Genomic DNA, 18,110 nt, shown 5'->3' with positions numbered 1-18,110 from the left:
CTAAAATTAGAAAAAAATCCTTGCCCATTTGTTTAATCACTTGAATGACGAAAGTTATGGTAAAATTAAACTAATCAAGTATGGGAGGAAGACGATGGAAAAAGAAAATACAAACTTAACCCCTAGACCTCTCTTCATTATTTTATTCATATTAATCGAAGTACTGGTTATCTTATTTATGCCATTTCGGTTTGTTAGCGCTTTGGTTGTTTTAGTTTTGAATATCTTGTGGCTTCGCTACTGGCTGAAAGTGAAACGCTGGCTGACACTGCGAAATCGTGAAAAGATCCAACAAGCTTCAACGGTTGCCGAAACACACTTAGCTTATGTTTCAGAGATCATGCCAGTTGGGATCATTTCTTACCAGCCGATGACTCAAAAAATCGATTGGATGAATCCTTTTGCATTAGGGATCAAGGATCAAAGTGCGTTATCAGAAGATGAACTACTGGATGCGTTTTTTGCTGCAAAAGAAAAGAAAAAGAATCAGCTATACTTAGCGGATAAAACATTTCAATTCGATTTAGATACTGTTAAGGGTGTAGTCTATTTTAGTGATGTCACGCAAACACAATTACTGAAACTGCACCAAACCAACAGCCAGCCGGTAATTGGCATACTATCGATCGACAACTACGCCGATGCGATCGATAAACTGGACGACAAAGAAATTTCTTACCTGAATTCTTTTGTGACAACGTTGGTTTCAGATTGGATGAATGAGTACCATGTTTTCTTTAAACGAATCAATTCAGAACGTTTTTTCTTTTTCACTCAATTGAATGTGCTAAAGAAAATGATGGATAAGAAATTTGATTTGCTGGATCGCTTACGTGAAGAAGCGGAGAAACAAAATCTGCCGATCACTCTTAGTATGGGGATTGCGTATGGTCAAGATCCACTCGATGAAATTGGTGCAGAAGCACAAAACAATCTGGATGTAGCGCTAGTTAGAGGGGGCGACCAAGTTGTCGTCAAAGAGATGCGTGAAGGAGCGAAACCAGTCTATTACGGTGGAAGATCAGCAAAAACAGTGAAGCGGACACGGGTGAGATCAAGAGCGATGAGTACGGCTTTACGAAGAATTTTTGATGAAACAGGCGATGTATTTATCATGGGTCATAAGTTTCCAGATATGGATGCGATTGGCTCAGCATTTGGCGTGAGTTGTTTAGCACGCTTTAATCAGAAAAAAGCTTATGTGGTCATAGATGAAACAGAAATTATTCCAGACGTTGAACGTTGTTTGGAAGAAATCCATAAACATCCAGATTTGGAAGCACAATTGATCTCGCCTAAACGAGCGATGGAGCTGAAAAAAGACGAGGACTTACTTGTGATGGTCGACTACCATAAACCTTCTCTATCGATCTCTCAGAGCCTTTATGAGCAGTTTGATAAGATCGTGATCATCGATCATCATCGACGTGGGGAAGAATTCCCAACTAAACCATTATTGACGTACATTGAATCCTCAGCTTCTTCAGCTTCAGAATTAGTCACAGAGCTAATTCAGTATCAAAGTAGTCGAGCCAATCGTTTAGATCGGTTTGAAGCTACATTGTTGCTTGCTGGGATGACGGTCGATACGAATAGTTTCAATGTACGGACGACCGCTCGAACTTTTGATGTAGCAAGCTATTTAAAGGCTTGTGGAGCTGACACTTCCCTAGTACAATATTTATTGAGTTCAGATTTAGAAACTTACTTGGAGATCAGTGATTTGATTGCCCAAAGTGAGTATGTGACATCAGATATTGTGGTAGCGACAGGGACAGATGAAAAAGAGTATAATAGTGTCATAGCCGCAAAAACAGCGGACACACTTTTATCAATGATCAATATCAATGGGGCATTCGTTATTACGAAACGAACGGATGGATTAGTCGGTATCAGTGCACGCAGTACGGGCACGATCAACGTGCAATTGATCATGGAGTCGCTAGGTGGCGGTGGACATTTCACGAATGCTGCTACGCAATTGGAAAATGTCACAGTTGAAGAAACCAAACAGCGTTTGTTAGCTGTAATCAACGAGAATATGAATCAACTATATGATAAGGAGTAATTACTATGAAAGTCATTTTCTTACAAGATGTAAAAGGTAAAGGAAAAAAAGGTGATGTAAAAGAAGTTCCGACAGGATATGCTCAAAATTATCTATTAAAAAACAATCTAGCAAAAGAAGCAACAAAAAGCAGCATCAGCCAATTAGCTGGTCAGAAAAAAGCACAAGAAAAATATGAAGCAGAAATTTTAGAAGAAGCAAAAAAACTGAAAGAGTTTTTAGAAAAAGAAGATACGGTTGTTGAATTAAAAGCAAAAGCCGGAGAAGACAGCCGTTTATTCGGCTCAATTCCTTCTAAACAAATCGCAGAAGGATTGAACAAACAGTACAAAGTGAAACTAGATAAACGTAAGATCGAACTAGAAAATCCAATCCGTACATTAGGTTACACGAATGTACCAGTCAAATTGCATCATGAAGTGACAGCAACGATCAAAGTACACGTTGTACAAGAATAAGTTAGTAAAATCAATTATGAGAGAGGTCGAGACAAAAGTCGTTTAGGTTTGATAAATTGGAGAAAAAAACGAGGTTGGGACAGAAGTGTTTAACTCCGAGAAATAAGAAAAAATTCACGAAAATTGCTTTTCAAATTTTTGTGAATTTCGGCTTATTTAAGAAGGAGTTGCTTCTGCTCCCACCGTTTATTCGTTTTTAAAGAATGGGACAAAAGTGTTTCTTACTTTTGTCCCATGCTCGTTTTTTTTTGAAATTTCCGAAAAAACTGGCTTTTGTCCGCCGTTTATTCAGAATTAGAGTCTGTGGCAAAACTGATTGTTAGATTTGTCCCACATTCTCTAAACATGATTAAACAAGAAGTAGCACCTTCAAAAATAACCTGAAATCACAAAATAGGAAAGACGATTTCTCAAAATCCCTAGTCATTTCTCGGAGTGAAAGACTTCTATACTAAACTTTTATATTTGGATAGAGAAACAGGCAATGTTTTTGAACGATAAAGCCAACGTACAAATACAGTGGAATGATTTTCCGCGTGAAGACACAATGAATTTTCCACTTTTTAGGATGACTTTTTGACTATTTTCTTGTAAAATGAAGCAATTGAAGACAAGGAGCGATATGTATGAATGAAGTGTGGCAGGATCGAATTCCACCGCAAAATATTGAAGCCGAACAAGCGGTTTTAGGGTCAGTTTTTTTAGATGCTGAAACTATCATTGATGCCATGGAGTACATAGAACCGAAAGACTTTTATCGTCGGGGACATCAAATCATTTTTGAAACAATGATCGAATTGAATGATCGCAGTGAAGCAATCGATGTGGTCACTGTCAAAGATCGTTTGGAACAAGGAAATCTATTAGAAGATGCTGGGGGCTTGAGTTATCTTTCCGATTTAGCATTGGCTGTTCCTACAGCGGCGAACATCGTTTATTATGCAAAGATCGTAGAAGAAAAATCATTGTTGCGTAATTTGATCCAAACAGCGACAGGAATTGTTACTCGTGGATTTGAACAGGGAGAAGAAGTCCAATCGATATTAGATGATGCAGAACGTAGCATCCTTGAAGTATCCGAAAAAAGAAACCGGAGCGGATTTTTATCGATCGCAGAAGTCTTGAATTCAACGATCGAAAATATTGACCAGTTAGCACAAAACAACGAAGAAATCACAGGACTTCCTACTGGCTATCAAGGCTTAGATAAGATGACAGCAGGTTTCCAACCAGAAGAATTGATCATCTTGGCAGCTCGACCAGCTGTCGGGAAAACGGCTTTTGCATTGAATATCGCACAAAATGTCGGTACCAAAACGGATCGTTCCGTAGCTATCTTCAGTTTGGAAATGGGGGCAGAATCTCTGGTTAATCGGATGCTTTGTGCGGAAGGATCGATTGAAGCGAGCCATTTGCGTACAGGTCAGCTTTCTGAAGAAGAATGGTCCAATCTGATCGTTGCGATGGGGAGCTTGTCACGGGCGAATATCTTTATTGACGATACCCCTGGGATCAAAATCTCTGAAATACGCGCAAAGTGCCGCAAACTCGCACAGGAAAAAGGCAATCTCGGCTTGATCTTGATCGACTATCTCCAATTGATTGAAGGGAATGGCAGAGAAAACCGTCAACAAGAAGTTTCTGATATTTCCCGTCAGTTAAAGAAACTGGCGAAAGAATTGAAAGTGCCTGTTATCGCATTATCACAGCTTTCTCGTGGGGTTGAACAGCGGCAAGATAAACGACCTGTTTTAAGTGATATTCGGGAATCAGGGTCTATCGAACAAGATGCAGATATCGTCGCGTTCTTGTACCGTGATGATTATTATGAAAGAGAAGGCGGCGAAGACAATGACGGCGCTGAACCGCAAAATGACAACGTGATCGAAGTCATCATCGAAAAAAACCGTAGTGGTGCCCGAGGAACTGTTGAATTACTGTTCATCAAAGAATACAACAAGTTTTCGTCGTTATCACCAAGAGAAGAATACTAGAAGAGACAGAAGTGTTCCACTTCAAGAAATGGAGTCATAGCAGATGATTTTCATTCCTATCCTATCTCTATCAAAGCCAATGAGCATCATTTATGAAGAAAATGATCTATGATGAAGCAGTCTGCAATGTCAGTAGTAGTTGCGAAATAGCGAAATAAAGCAGAAAAAATGAGGTCGAGACAAAAGTCGTTTAGGTTTGAAAAATTGGATATAAAAAAGAACAATACGTTTTTTGTATTGTTCTTTTTTTTTGAAATTTCCGAAAAGCCTGACTTGTGGACGCCGTTTATTCGAGAGTCTGTAGCAAAACTGACTTTTAAATTTGTCCTACATTATTTGTTCATCTTCTAAGTCAAGCCTTTGTTATTCCCTATACTCTTTTGAGGGAATAATTTTTCAAACACGTTTATCGTTCGTTTTTTAAGCGTTTTTATAAAATAAATAAAAGTATCATTCGATTTTAGTTGAATAAATAGCGAGTTATTGATACAATAATTCAGGATTAAATAATATAAAACGAGGTGTTCAGATGTCATCTGTAGTAGTAGTAGGTACACAATGGGGCGACGAAGGGAAAGGAAAGATTACTGACTTTCTTAGTGAAAATGCTGAGGTGATCGCACGGTACCAAGGTGGCGACAATGCAGGACACACAATCAAATTCAATGGTGTTACTTATAAACTGCATTTGATTCCTTCTGGGATTTTTTATAAAGATAAAATCAGTGTGATCGGAAATGGCGTAGTGGTGAATCCTAAATCATTAGTGACGGAATTAGCGTATTTGCACGAAAAAGGTGTAGCGACAGATAATTTACGTATTTCAGATCGTGCGCATGTCATTTTGCCTTACCATATCAAATTGGATCAATTACAAGAAGATTCAAAAGGTGAAAACAAGATCGGTACAACGATCAAAGGGATCGGACCAGCTTATATGGATAAAGCTGCTCGTGTCGGCATCCGTATTGTAGACTTATTAGATAAAGAGATTTTTGAAGAACGTTTGCGTTTGAACTTAGAAGATAAAAATCGTCAATTTGTGAAGATGTTCGATTCTGAACCATTGGTATTTGAGGATATTTTCGAAGAATACTATGAATATGGCCAACAAATCAAACAATATGTTACTGATACATCAGTCATCTTAAATGATGCTCTAGATGCAGGAAAACGTGTCTTGTTTGAAGGTGCCCAAGGCGTGATGTTGGATATCGATCAAGGAACGTATCCATTTGTGACTTCTTCTAATCCAGTAGCTGGTGGTGTAACGATCGGTAGTGGCGTTGGCCCTTCAAAGATCAATAAAGTCGTTGGTGTATGTAAAGCTTATACTTCTCGTGTAGGAGATGGTCCATTCCCAACAGAACTATTTGACGAAACAGGTCAACAAATCCGTGAAGTCGGTCGTGAATATGGTACGACAACAGGTCGACCTCGTCGTGTCGGGTGGTTTGATACAGTCGTGATGCGCCATTCAAAACGTGTATCAGGAATCACTAACCTATCATTGAATTCAATCGATGTATTAAGCGGACTAGAAACAGTAAAAATCTGTACAGCGTATGAATTAGATGGAGAAATGATCTACCATTACCCAGCAAGCCTGAAAGAATTGAAACGTTGCAAACCAGTATACGAAGAACTTCCTGGTTGGTCTGAAGATATTACAGCATGTAAAACACTTGCTGAACTACCAGAAAATGCCCGTAACTATGTGAGACGTATCTCAGAGCTTGTAGGAGTCCGTATTTCAACATTCTCAGTTGGACCTGACCGAACACAAACAAATATCTTAGAAAGCGTCTGGGCACAAATCTAAGTCATTTTAGTAACATTCGTTGAGACAGGACATTCTTGTGCCTTAAAGAGTGAACGAATGTGCTATAGAGTCGAACACCATGAAAGCAGGAAAGAACCTGTTGTCCTTTTGTGGTGTTCGACCTTTTTTTGCCGTTTTCTTCACTGTGAACACCGGTAGATGGCCAAAAAGAGTGGGTGAATATTAATTATTTTCTTTTTAGATAGCTAAAGATATTTTGAACGCAAGAGATTTGCTATAATAGAGGTTAAGGGTAAAATGAATGGTGAAGGAGTTGAAGTAGGTGTATCAAATAGTAACAGACTCATGTTGTGATCTTCCTTATCAAGTACTCGTAGCGACGAATGTTGACTTTTTGTCAATGAAGATCCAGTTAGATGAACAAGAATTAGTGGATGATCTGGGGAAAACATTTAACTATGACAAATATATGGAACAATTGAGAAATGGAGCAACGCCAACCACCTCACAGATCAATGTGGGACAATACCTTGAATTCTTCCGTACGTATGCTGAAAGAAAAATCCCAGTTTTATATGTTGCTTTCTCAAGTGCATTGAGTGGCTCTTATAGTAGTGCATTGCAAGCTGTAGAATTACTAAAAGAAGAGTATCCTGACCCTCAGATACATGTATTTGACACGAAAGCCGCTAGTGTTGGTGAAGGCGTGTTGGTATTAGAAGCTGTGCGATTGAAAGATGAAGGAAAAACATTAGAAGAAACGTTAGAGTGGTTAAAAAATAATTATTTAAAAGTACACTCTTGGGTAACCGTCGATGATTTGAAACATCTTGAACGTGGCGGACGTATTTCAAAGGCTAGCGCTACATTAGGAAGTATTCTGAGTGTCAAACCAATTATTACAGTAGATGAAGAAGGGCATCTGACGAATGTCGATAAAGTGCGTGGCAGAAATAAATCGATCCAAAAAGTCGTAGAAGAAACGATTAAAACGATCGTCGCACCTTTAGAACAAATCGTCTATATTGCCTATGCAGGGGACTTAGAAAGTGCCGAAAAAGCGAAACGCCTGTTAGAAGAGAACATCAAGATGAAAGAAGTGAAACTTTATCCGTTGGGTCCTACGATCGCTAGTCATACTGGCTATGGCTGTATCGCCATTTTTTCAATGGGGATCAAACGATAGAAGTGTACCATCACTAATCGAATAGAAAGAACAGGTTGCAACAGAAGTATTTCATTCCGAGAAAGAACCAGAGAATCATGGAAATTGTTTTGCAAATTCTGTGAATTTCGGCTTATTTCCAAAGGAGTTGCTTTTGCTCCCACCGTTTATTCGTTTTTAAAGCATGAGACAAAAGTGTTTCTTACTTTTGTCCCATGCTCGTTTTTTTTTTTTGAGATTTCCAAAAAACCTGACTTTTGGCCGCCCGTTTATTCGAGAGTCTGTAGCAAAACTGATTTTTAGATTTGTCCCACTTGCTTCTTTGTTAAGGAATTTCAGCACCAGTAGGATTCAACGATCAATCAGTCACGAAACAATTGATCCGTTTACTTCCATAACTCATTTAATTGTTTTTGGATATCTTTGTTTTCTAAAAACTCATCATACGTTGTGTCTGCGCGATCGATGACTCCTTTATCAGAAACAGCAATGATGCGGTTTGCAAGAGTTTGGATAAACTGATGATCGTGTGAAGCAAAGAGAATAGAACCTGTGAAGGCCATTAGCCCATCATTCAATGCAGTGATTGACTCTAGGTCCAAATGGTTCGTTGGATCGTCTAAAACTAAGACATTTGCTTTAGAAAGCATCATTTTAGAAAGCATACAACGGACTTTTTCGCCCCCAGATAGGACATTTACAGGCTTCAAGACGTCTTCACCAGAAAATAGCATTCTACCTAAGAAGCTGCGTAAGAAAGTATTGTCGTCTTCTTCTTTACCTGCATATTGTCTCAACCAGTCTAAAATCGTTAGGTCCGTATCAAATTCTTTCGTTGTATCCTTTGGTAAATAAGCATTGCTTGTTGTGACACCCCAGCGCACTGTACCTGTATCTGGTATGATCTCACCCATGATTACTTTGAATAGTGTCGTAGTTGTGATATCATTTTCAGCAACAAAAGCTACCTTGTCTTCTTTGTTCAAAATAAATGATATATCATTTAAAATTTTCTTACCATCAATAGTAACACTCACGTTTTCGACTTGTAAAAGGTCGTTGCCGATTTCACGTTCTGGTTTGAAACCAACGAATGGATAGCGACGAGAAGATGGCTGGATGTCATCTAACGTGATTTTTTCTAACATTTTTTTACGAGAAGTCGCTTGTTTTGATTTTGAAGCATTCGCGCTGAAACGAGCGATAAAATCTTGTAATTCTTTGATTTGTTCTTCTTTTTTTGCATTTGCATTTGCTTGTAACTTTGTAGCTAGTTGACTAGATTCTAACCAAAAATCATAGTTGCCGACATATAATTTGATCTTTCCAAAGTCTAGATCCGCCATATGTGTACATACTTTATTCAAGAAATGGCGGTCATGAGAAACGACGATAACTGTATTTTCAAATTCAATCAAGAATTCTTCTAACCAATTGATTGATTGGATATCCAATCCGTTTGTTGGTTCATCTAATAGCAATACATCTGGTTTACCAAATAGTGTTTGGGCTAAAAGGACTTTGATTTTTTGACCACCCGTAAGTTCACTCATTTGTTGGTGATGTAATTCTTCAGGGATATTCAATCCTTGTAATAATACTGCTGCTTCTGGTTCAGCTTCCCAACCATTTAGCTCAGCAAATTCGCCTTCTAATTCGGCTGCTCGGATACCGTCTTCATCTGTAAAGTCTTCTTTCATGTAGATGGCATCTTTTTCTTTCATTACTTCGTACAATCGTTTGTGTCCCATAATAACTGTTTCTAAGACTGTATATTCTTCATAGTCGAAGTGATTTTGTTTCAAGACGGCCATACGTTCATCTGGACCCAAGGAGACAGTACCTGTAGAAGGTTGTAGCTCTCCGGATAATACTTTAAGGAACGTTGATTTACCTGCACCATTTGCACCTATTAAGCCATAGCAATTTCCGGGAGTAAATTTAATATTAACATCATCAAATAGTTTGCGGTCTGAAAAGTGCAAACTTACATCATTTACAGTAATCAATTTTTTTCCTCACTTTATCTTTTAATTATTTTTGACAAGTCTTCTAGAATTATATAGGGGAAAAGTAAAAGTTTCAAGGTAATCAGCTATTCTTTGTGTTTCACGTGGAACAACGTAACAAAAAGTAAGAAACAGCTGATGGATAGAAGGTGGATATCTGTATGTATTCCAGTATTTTTCTAAAAAAACAATGATCTTGGATAGAAAAAAAGTGGATAAGGAATAAATAGCCTTCTCATATGTAAATTGGTTACACTCGGATGTATCAAAAACTTCGTAATACAATATCAACAGAGCGATCAATCGTCTTTCAGCATATGTTTTGACGTTATTTAAAGAGAAAGGTAGTATGGATAGTAGATCAAAATGAAAGTAGGTTTGAAAAATGAATGAAAGAAAAACGGTAGATTGGGGTTCTTTGATCTTAGGGATATTATTTGTGATTGTTTCTCTGATGTCTTTCCAAGATCCAGTAGGTAATCTTGTGGCAATCGTGGTCGTATTTGCTATTTTTGCCTTTTTAAAAGGAATTTTTGAATTATTTGTTCGCAATCGCATGAAGGAATTGACTGGCTACAAAGGGAAGACACCACTAGTTGTAGGGATCATCGATATTTTAGTAGGAATCTTTTTCTTATTCAATATTGGAGCCGGTGTAGTGGCATTGCCATTCGTATTTGCAGTGTGGTTCATTGCGGATTCCGTATTTGCTTTATTGGCTGCTGATTTGGCTAAAGGGGTAAGTAATGGCTATTATTGGTTCACTGTCATCGTAAATATCTTAGGTATCATTTTGGGGATCATGCTATTATTTAATCCTATCTCATCAGCATTGACCCTAAGTTTCTTAGTTGGATTCTATTTTATGTTATTTGGTATTACTCATATCGTTTACGCATTTAGATAAATATTCGACAGTAGTTTATATAAAAAAGAGGCAGGACATTATTATGTCCTGCCTCTTTTTTATGAGCTTATTCGTTTTTTATAGTGTGCTTTTAGGATAACTTACTCACGTTTTTCATATAGTTCATTTAATACAGGCATATCATGAACTTCATATTTTTCTTTGAAGGCATTGATTTCATCTGTGGAATATTTTCGAGGATCTAAATGCAAGTCTTCTACAGGTAGTGGTCGTTTATTTTCGATTTTGACATCAATGACTACAGGGCGTGTTGACTTTTGAGCTGCATCAAACGCTGGTCGTAGTTGATGGTAATCAGTAATCGTGAAACTGTCTGCACCTAATGCTTCACTGGCCTTACCAAAATCTGCATCTTCCAAAAAGACACCAAATTTCTTTTGTTCTGTATCTTCTTGTTCTGCTTCGATAAAACCAAAGGAATCATTCGAGAAGACGACGTTGATGATTGGTAATTGGTATTTGACTTGTGTGATGATATCTTGCATGACCATCGCGAATCCGCCATCGCCACTTAGAGTGAACACTTGTTTTTCTGGAAAGCTTAATTGAGCAGCAATTCCTCCAGGAACACCATTTCCCATCGTTGCGAACCAACCAGAAGTAGTATGCTTTTGGTTGCCGTTCATATCTAAAAGACGAATCGAGTGGATCGTGGTATTGCCGACATCCGTGACAAAGATTGCATCGTCTTTCGCAATACGATTGATTTCTTTATAAACTGCTTCCGGGCGGATAGGTTGCTCTTCACGATTTTCAAATGATTTCAACCAGTTGACCCAGTTCTCTTTGTTTTCTTGATTTGCTAGATACCAACGTTCTTCAGGTCGAGATTGGCCAAGTTCTGCTAGTCTTTCTAAAGTGGTGTTGGCATCTCCTAGGATTGAAAGAGAAACGGCATGTCTGCGGCCAAATTTTGATGCATCGATATCTACTTGAATAAAGGCAGCATCAGGATTGAAGAAAGCTCGACCAAATGGAAAGTCACTTCCCACGAATAAAATCAAATCAGCTTCAGCAAGTGCTTCGTTTGCAGGTTTCGTCGCAACTCGTCCAGCAAACCCAAGAAAATTTTTATAACTATCAGGAACAATTCCCTTGGCTAGAACAGAAGCAACGACAGGAACTGAAAAGTGTTCTGAAAAGTGTTTGATCTGTTCGAAACCATTACGCGTGCCTTGCCCAACATACAATACAGGTTTCTTTGCTTTTTCAATGTAAGGAAGTGCAGCCAACAAATCTTTTTCGTCAGGTAAGATGTAGCCGGTTTTGTGTGTAGCTGCAGTCGTGAAATCTTGTTCTTCGATTTCAGCAAAACCTAAATCTACAGGAATCGTCACGATCGCAACACCTTTATGTTCGTAAGCAGCTTTGATCGCTTCATCGACTACATGTGGCAAACTTTGTGGCGTCATCACTGTTCTGTTATAGACACTAACATCTGCAAAAATAGGATTTTCATTTAATTCTTGGAAAGAATTATAATTCATCGCTGCAGAAGCTACTTGTCCTAATAGCGCTACGAGAGGGACATGATCCATTTGGGCATCATATAGTCCATTGATCAAATGGGTTGCGCCAGGACCAGCAGAACCAAACACAGCGCCGACTTTGCCCGTTAGTTTTGCATCGGCAGCTGCGGCTAATGCACCGACTTCTTCATGACGAACTTGGATATATTTGATTTTTTCTTTTTCATGATATAAAGCATCCATGATGGAATTGAATGAACCACCAGGAATTCCGTAAATATGATCGACTCCCCAACTTTCAAGAACTTTTATCATAGCGACACCAGCATTGATTGTCGACATAACTCTCCACTCCCTTAGTGTTAAAATTTACTAACTAAAGTATAGTGCTTTGTCAGAAAATCCCCAACTAATACGTCTTTTCGTAAAATAGTAGTCATGCTTTTTTCTATATGCTAGAGTAGTAAGTAAAGGATTGAAAGGAGAAAAATATGGCTGAATGGCTATTAAGATTAGACCCGTGGCAACAGGCATTGGTAGGGACTGGCTTTACCTATTTTATGACTGCACTGGGAGCTGCGTTAGTCTTTTTCTTTAAAGAGATCAAGAAAGAAGTTTTGAACTTGATGCTTGGTTTTGCTTCAGGAGTGATGATCGCTGCAAGTTTTTGGTCGTTGCTAGATCCCGCAATCACGAAAGCAGAAGAAAATGGCGACATTGCTTGGTTAGTGGTAAGTATTGGCTTTGGACTAGGTGGACTTTTCCTTTATATTGCGGATAAGACATTGCCCCACATGCATTTTGGGCCACAACATGAAACAGAGGGCTTACCCACCCACTTGAAGCGGACGATTTTATTGGTATTTTCGATTACATTGCATAATATCCCAGAAGGTTTAGCTGTTGGGGTAGCCTTTGGAGCAGCAACTACCGCAGATAACCCTACAACGGCTGTTTTAGCAGCAATTTCTGTTGCACTAGGAATAGGTATTCAAAACTTTCCAGAAGGAGCCGCCGTTTCTATTCCCTTACGGCAAGAAGGATTGAGCCGTACGAAGGCATTTATGTATGGACAAGCATCAGGTATCGTTGAACCGATTGCTGGTATCGTTGGTGCGATCTTAGTGACGAAGGTATCGATCTTGTTGCCGTACGCGTTGGCATTTGCAGCTGGAGCAATGATCTATGTCGTTGTAGAAGAACTGATCCCCGAAGCACAGCAAACATTATCAAGCAAGCGGCATTTTGCTGTATTTGGTGTGATGTTAGGATTCATCATCATGATGATCCTTGATGTTGCTCTGGGTTGAACGAATGATATATCATTTAATGATAAATAGAAAAACACTAAAATGTGTGAAATCATGCCACAATTCATAAGATCTTGTTGAAGAACGTTTAATAAAGAGGTCGAGACAAAAGCCGTTTAGGTTTGAGAAATTGAATAGAAAAACCTGACTTTAGGACGCCGTTTATTCGAGAGTCTTTAGCAAACCTGATTTTTAGATTTGTCCCGCACTCTTTTTTTGGGAAGTGTTTCTAGAGGCAGACCTCTTATCTTTGGATGAAAACAGGAACAGATTAGATAACCTTCAGAGGTTGCTTTTCTGTCCCTGTTTTTTTGTAGTAAATGTCCGAGTAATCAACTCATTCGAGTATTCGATTAATAGTATTTGCGGTTTCGATTAGCCCCACTAATGGCACGAATCAGCCAAATAATGATAGCTATAGGAATCAGCAATTTGACAGCAAACCATAAGATGCTGCTCAATACACCAACAAAAAGACTGATGGCAAAACCAGCAACAACCAATACCATGATCAACATGAAGATATTTAAGAAACTATTTCTACGTTGCATAACAATCCCTCTTTTCTTATTTGCATCGACTAGCGGTTACGTTGATGTCCTTTACTACAGCAATTGAATTGACCCGGTGCCCGATGAACAAATATGGTAACTTCTTATTGAAAAAAGTATAACAGAATGGATGAACAGCCACATCCATCGTTAGTCTGATTTTTTATTTGGTATTTAGCTGTATGAAATGGTTGCTTTTTTCCGTTCTTTTCTACTAAAATAAGGCAAATAAGGAGGCGGAACTTATGTCGAAAAATCGTTTAGAAGCTTTTACCGATGCCGTGATTGCGATTATCATGACAATTCTCGTTTTAGAGTTACATGAACCAAGTTCAGATACTTGGCAAGCTTTGTCAGCTTTAGTCTCTCGTTTTTTGATCTACATTATCAGTTTTTTTACTTTAGTTATCTATTGGAACAATCATCATCATATGTTCCAAGTCGTCCATAAAGTAAATGGGAAGGTATTATGGGCAAATAGCTTTTTTCTCTTTGCTTTGTCACTTTTTCCATTTGCAACTTCTTGGATCAGCGAATACACGTTTAGTTTAGTTCCAGCAATCATATATGGAGGTGTTTCGTTAGGTGCCAATATCGCGTATTATTTCCTCGCAAGGGAATTGGTTAATTCTGATACAGCCCATAAGAAAGCAATCAAGGAACTATTAGGCAACTATAAAAAATCCTATTTGACCATCTCATTGAATATCATCGGAATCGTTCTAGGCTATCTAGTGACGCCCCTCGCTGTCTTGATCACTAATGGAATCATGTTATTCGGCTGGTTGATGCCAAGTAAGAAAATCGAATCCCATTACGTTGACTAAATAACAATAAGAAAAATTAAGATAAATATAAACAAAAGATAAAAAAATGATCGAATCTATAGAAGAGAATAGTATCCGAAGAGGGATGCTTATGATAGACAGGAAAAAATTAACGATTGGGTTGATTACTAGCATGGTAACGATCCTCATTTATCTGGATCAACAGAAATGCGGCTCAGTAGTCATCATTTTATCTTTGCTGCTCACGTTTTTTGTTTCACTGAAAACCAAGGACCAAAGAAAAAACAAATAATAATTTCTGAAAAGAGGTCGAGACAAAAGTCGTTTAGGTTTGAGAAATTGAAGAGAAAAGAGGCTGGGACAGAAGTGTTTCTTACTTTTGTCCCACGCTTTTTTTTTTGAGATTTCCGAAAAACCTGACTTTTGGACGCTCATGTGGAAAACTTTAGGTTTGAAAAAATGTTTTCCACATAAAGAGGGGAGGAGGCTAAAGGCATAGCTATAAGGGTAAAGTCGATTTATACATAGATAATGTATAAATATTAACAGGTTGCAAGAGCTAAGGAAAAGCAAATAAAAAATAACTTACAGCAATAAAAAGGATGTTATTTTATAAATTTAAAATAACGAATCAAAGAAAATCGTAAAGACGTTTGTAGGAGCTAGAAGTAAATTGAGTAAAATGTGGAGAAGGATACATCAATGAGTGGGTAGAACAGATCAGTCCGGAAACTTCAAAAATGAGAAGTAAACAAAAGGTTAGAAGTGTTTCATTTTGAGAAAGAAGAAGGCTATATGAAAATTGCTTTTCAAATTTTTGGTGAATACTGATTTTTCGAAGGAAATGCTTCTTCTCCCATAGTTTATTTTTGTTTGAAGTGGGAGGCAAAAGTGGCCTTACTTTTTTTGCCTTACGTCCTCTATGTATTGCGTAAAAATACCACGAGGGGGTATGCTAGTTGGAGGATTTCTCAATAGTGTTGCACTCAGGAGGCTATTCTTTGTAAGCAAAATAGCGAGTATCTTTTTTTGCTAAACCAAAGGTATCTGATACATGTAGATTCTGTGGTGCGAATTGGATAGCTGGGATAATGAATATCTTTTTATCTTTGTCTAAAATAGTGATCGTAAAGCTGATATCCTCGTGTTCTTCATTGAGCAAAGTGATATAAGGGTGATCATCAAAATTGATCTCAACAACTTCATAACTGCCTAATAGACGAAGATGAGGGCCTTCATTTTTGACTAGTTCGTTTTCAGTAGGCACATAGTCCATCTTTGATGTTTGTGTTGGCTGCATCTGTGCTTTTGAAGAGATATCTTTTATAGGAGAGGTCAAGAAATCAACAATAAAAAATATAGCGACTATTATTAAAATACTACTAACGAGAATAATTGTTTTTTCATCTTCCACACTCCTATATGGTGATTATGCTATAAAAACAGTTGCTCATATTATAAAAAATTTTTGTGAGTGATGCTGTTAGTAATAATAAAAGCTACATTTTTTTAATGCGTTATTAATAAAATACCACAATCAAAGTATAAGTGTATTTACATAAAAAATAAAGCATAAATTTTATTATTTTATAGTTTATTTTATTGAGGGTTAAATGAAAAATAACTAATAAAACTGTTGATAATAATTATTCTTGTTAACGTTTTCGTGATAAGATATAAAAAGCTTCAAGAAAATTCATATCGCTTCTCTCATTCAGTAGCGAATAAAATTACAAGTAGCGAATTTTCTTGAAAATTTTCAACAAGGTCTATTTTTTGAAACTTAGTTTAACGGAATACCTAAATAAAAGGTAGTGCCTTGTGACTGGCTGACGAGTTGGATCGACCATCCATTTTTTTTGATGATGGATGAAACGATGAATAACCCTAGGCCGGTTCCGCCGACTTCTTTTTTTGTTGTAAAGAAGGGAGTAAAAATTTTTTCTCTGATCTCTAAAGGAATACCAGGTCCGTTATCAGAAATTTCGATAATTGCGAATTGACCAGGTACATTTGTCTTTTTCTTCGTCTTAGGAAGTAGCGATTGATCAAAATATGCAAATGGATCATCAGCAAAGAGTGTAATTGAAACATGTGCATCTTGTTTGGCCTGATAAGCATTCGTGATCAAGTTGTAGATGATGATTTGCAGATCTTCTTTTTCAAAGACAGTTTTTCCTATATCTGGCAAATCCGTAGTTAAAGTAAAGCTTTTTGGTACGAGTAAAGAAAGATGATCAATGGCTTCTTGTATTACTTGCGAAAGTGCATAATTACTTTTAGGTGCTGTTTCCACTTTTGAAAAACGTAGAACATTCTTTGAAAGGTTCTGTCCTTTGATCGCAGATTGGTAAACTTCATTAAGGTCGTCCACTAATAGTTCGTCTTCATGATGTTCTTCCATCAGCAACTGCAAATTACCAATGATGGGCGTTAAAAAGTTGTTCATGTCATGGACGATCGTGGTGGTCAGTAACCCAATTGTTTCGAGCTTCGATTCTTGAAGAATTTGTTTTTCAAGGGCATGCTTCTCTTGGAGCAACTGTTGATGTTTCTTTAATTGTAAATTTTCAGCATAAGTTTGGTTGCGCTTATGATAATATTTAATTGATAGACCTAATAACGCGATGACAACCAATAAGATCATGAGTAAACCGATAATGATCAATCCATCTTGTAGCAACAAGCCGTTTCTTTCGTAGTAGTCTTCATTGCTGGCAAAAATGAGACGGTTATTTCCAATAGTAGTCCATTCGAATGACGTGATTTTCAATACTCTTTTTATTTTTGGTTTAGGCCACCAATAAGAGTAATAGACAGCATCCCCTCTAGATTGTGTCAATTGCTTTTTTTCTAATTTTTTTAGATCAGATAAATCAAGTGTGGGGTATTTTTCCTCTCGCCCATTTACAATAGAAAGACCTATTTGCTCACTTGAAGGATGCATGACGACTTTCATTTCTTGATTTTTGACCATTGTGTAACCAGCTTGATCATCTGTATCCAATAATTCAGAATGGTAGAGGGTCTGCAGATCAGCGAGCAATACGAGTAAGGCATGCTGGTTATTGTTTAAAGACACGGTTTGATAGATATTTATGTAGGAGTGGTTATCATTGAAATAAACGGCACCATTCTGCTTGATACTACCCGATAAAGCTTGAGAAAAGTCGGGATCTTTGGCAACAAGTTTAGCTAATCCTGCAGTCGGTTGTGCGGTGTGCAAAGGTTGGCTATTTATTAAGGTTCCATCCTGCGAAAAAAGGAAAAGACCAACGAGCGCTTCTTCATTTTTTAAATTGGAAAGATTCTTTGGTTCGTCAATGAACTGTTCGTTTGTCATTTCTGGTTGGAGCAGGTTCAATGTTTGCTGATAAGAACGAAACTTTGTTTTCACTACGTTTATTGCGGAATGGTTGAGGGTCGAGAGCTGATTTTCTGCTAGATCAACCGCATGCTTTTGCAACTGGTAATAGCTAGAGCAGGTAAAAATCTTGCCGAGAATCGTCAGTAATGTAACGACTAGGATGAGACTATAAAGTTTCTTGTAAGTTAGCTTTTTCATCATGATCTTCCTTTTTACCGTT

The 18,110-nt window shown here is 37.7% G+C and carries 14 protein-coding genes; 9 read left to right on the top strand and 5 right to left on the bottom strand.

Going from position 1 to position 18,110, the window contains the following annotated elements:
- Positions 1–94: 94 nt before the first annotated feature.
- The 5 genes from IGI47_RS01430 to IGI47_RS01410 all read left to right on the top strand — a co-directional run bounded on the left by IGI47_RS01430 (position 95) and on the right by IGI47_RS01410 (position 7,489).
- Positions 95–2,068 (top strand): DHH family phosphoesterase, encoded by a 1,974-nt coding sequence (locus IGI47_RS01430; RefSeq protein WP_438783122.1) that lies wholly within the window; start codon positions 95–97, stop codon positions 2,066–2,068.
- Positions 2,069–2,073: 5 nt separating this feature from the next.
- Entirely contained in the window at positions 2,074–2,526 is a 453-nt protein-coding gene (gene rplI, locus IGI47_RS01425; RefSeq protein WP_005875813.1) for a 50S ribosomal protein L9, read from the top strand.
- Between the two features lie 626 nt (positions 2,527–3,152).
- A complete protein-coding gene (dnaB, locus tag IGI47_RS01420) occupies positions 3,153–4,520 on the top strand; it encodes a replicative DNA helicase (RefSeq protein ID WP_005875816.1) in 1,368 nt (455 codons plus the stop codon).
- Between the two features lie 529 nt (positions 4,521–5,049).
- Entirely contained in the window at positions 5,050–6,342 is a 1,293-nt protein-coding gene (locus IGI47_RS01415; protein ID WP_438783120.1) for an adenylosuccinate synthase, read from the top strand.
- 283 nt (positions 6,343–6,625) lie between these two features.
- A complete protein-coding gene (locus IGI47_RS01410; RefSeq protein WP_438783118.1) occupies positions 6,626–7,489 on the top strand; it encodes a DegV family protein in 864 nt (287 codons plus the stop codon).
- Positions 7,490–7,854: 365 nt separating this feature from the next.
- Here IGI47_RS01410 and IGI47_RS01405 read toward each other — a convergent pair whose 3' ends face one another.
- On the bottom strand, positions 7,855–9,477 hold the full coding sequence (locus IGI47_RS01405; protein ID WP_311931296.1) for an ABC-F family ATP-binding cassette domain-containing protein: 1,623 nt from the start codon (positions 9,475–9,477) through the stop codon (positions 7,855–7,857).
- Positions 9,478–9,862: 385 nt separating this feature from the next.
- On the opposite strand from IGI47_RS01405, the gene IGI47_RS01400 reads away from it, so the two are divergent.
- Positions 9,863–10,384 carry an HdeD family acid-resistance protein gene (locus IGI47_RS01400; protein WP_081133668.1) on the top strand — a complete coding sequence of 174 codons (522 nt, stop codon included), beginning with the start codon at positions 9,863–9,865 and terminating at the stop codon, positions 10,382–10,384.
- Positions 10,385–10,485: 101 nt separating this feature from the next.
- Here IGI47_RS01400 and spxB read toward each other — a convergent pair whose 3' ends face one another.
- On the bottom strand, positions 10,486–12,216 hold the full coding sequence (spxB, locus tag IGI47_RS01395) for a pyruvate oxidase (protein ID WP_438783117.1): 1,731 nt from the start codon (positions 12,214–12,216) through the stop codon (positions 10,486–10,488).
- A 149-nt stretch (positions 12,217–12,365) separates the two neighbouring features.
- Between spxB and IGI47_RS01390 the strand changes: the two genes are divergently transcribed.
- Positions 12,366–13,184, top strand: coding sequence for a ZIP family metal transporter (locus IGI47_RS01390; protein WP_311931298.1), 819 nt, complete (start codon positions 12,366–12,368; stop codon positions 13,182–13,184).
- A 353-nt stretch (positions 13,185–13,537) separates the two neighbouring features.
- Here the strand turns inward: IGI47_RS01390 and IGI47_RS01385 are convergent, their stop codons facing one another.
- The gene (locus IGI47_RS01385; RefSeq protein WP_113845071.1) at positions 13,538–13,735 is read right to left on the bottom strand and encodes a hypothetical protein; all 198 of its coding nucleotides are present in this window, start codon (positions 13,733–13,735) and stop codon (positions 13,538–13,540) included.
- A gap of 245 nt (positions 13,736–13,980) precedes the next feature.
- On the opposite strand from IGI47_RS01385, the gene IGI47_RS01380 reads away from it, so the two are divergent.
- Together IGI47_RS01380 and IGI47_RS01375 are read left to right on the top strand one after the other, a co-directional pair.
- Positions 13,981–14,562 carry a TMEM175 family protein gene (locus IGI47_RS01380; protein ID WP_438783115.1) on the top strand — a complete coding sequence of 194 codons (582 nt, stop codon included), beginning with the start codon at positions 13,981–13,983 and terminating at the stop codon, positions 14,560–14,562.
- Positions 14,563–14,653: 91 nt separating this feature from the next.
- Entirely contained in the window at positions 14,654–14,815 is a 162-nt protein-coding gene (locus IGI47_RS01375; protein ID WP_005877524.1) for a hypothetical protein, read from the top strand.
- Between the two features lie 702 nt (positions 14,816–15,517).
- Here IGI47_RS01375 and IGI47_RS01370 read toward each other — a convergent pair.
- Positions 15,518–15,823, bottom strand: a complete 306-nt coding sequence (locus tag IGI47_RS01370; protein ID WP_438783113.1) for a hypothetical protein — start codon at positions 15,821–15,823, stop codon at positions 15,518–15,520.
- A gap of 483 nt (positions 15,824–16,306) precedes the next feature.
- The gene (locus IGI47_RS01365; RefSeq protein WP_438783112.1) at positions 16,307–18,088 is read right to left on the bottom strand and encodes a sensor histidine kinase; all 1,782 of its coding nucleotides are present in this window, start codon (positions 18,086–18,088) and stop codon (positions 16,307–16,309) included.
- Positions 18,089–18,110 lie beyond the last annotated feature (22 nt).

The sequence above is a fragment of the Enterococcus sp. AZ191 genome (genome assembly GCF_051713845.1).
In the GTDB taxonomy this organism is placed as follows: domain Bacteria; phylum Bacillota; class Bacilli; order Lactobacillales; family Enterococcaceae; genus Enterococcus_B; species Enterococcus_B durans.
This window is presented reverse-complemented; position numbering and strand designations above follow the sequence as displayed.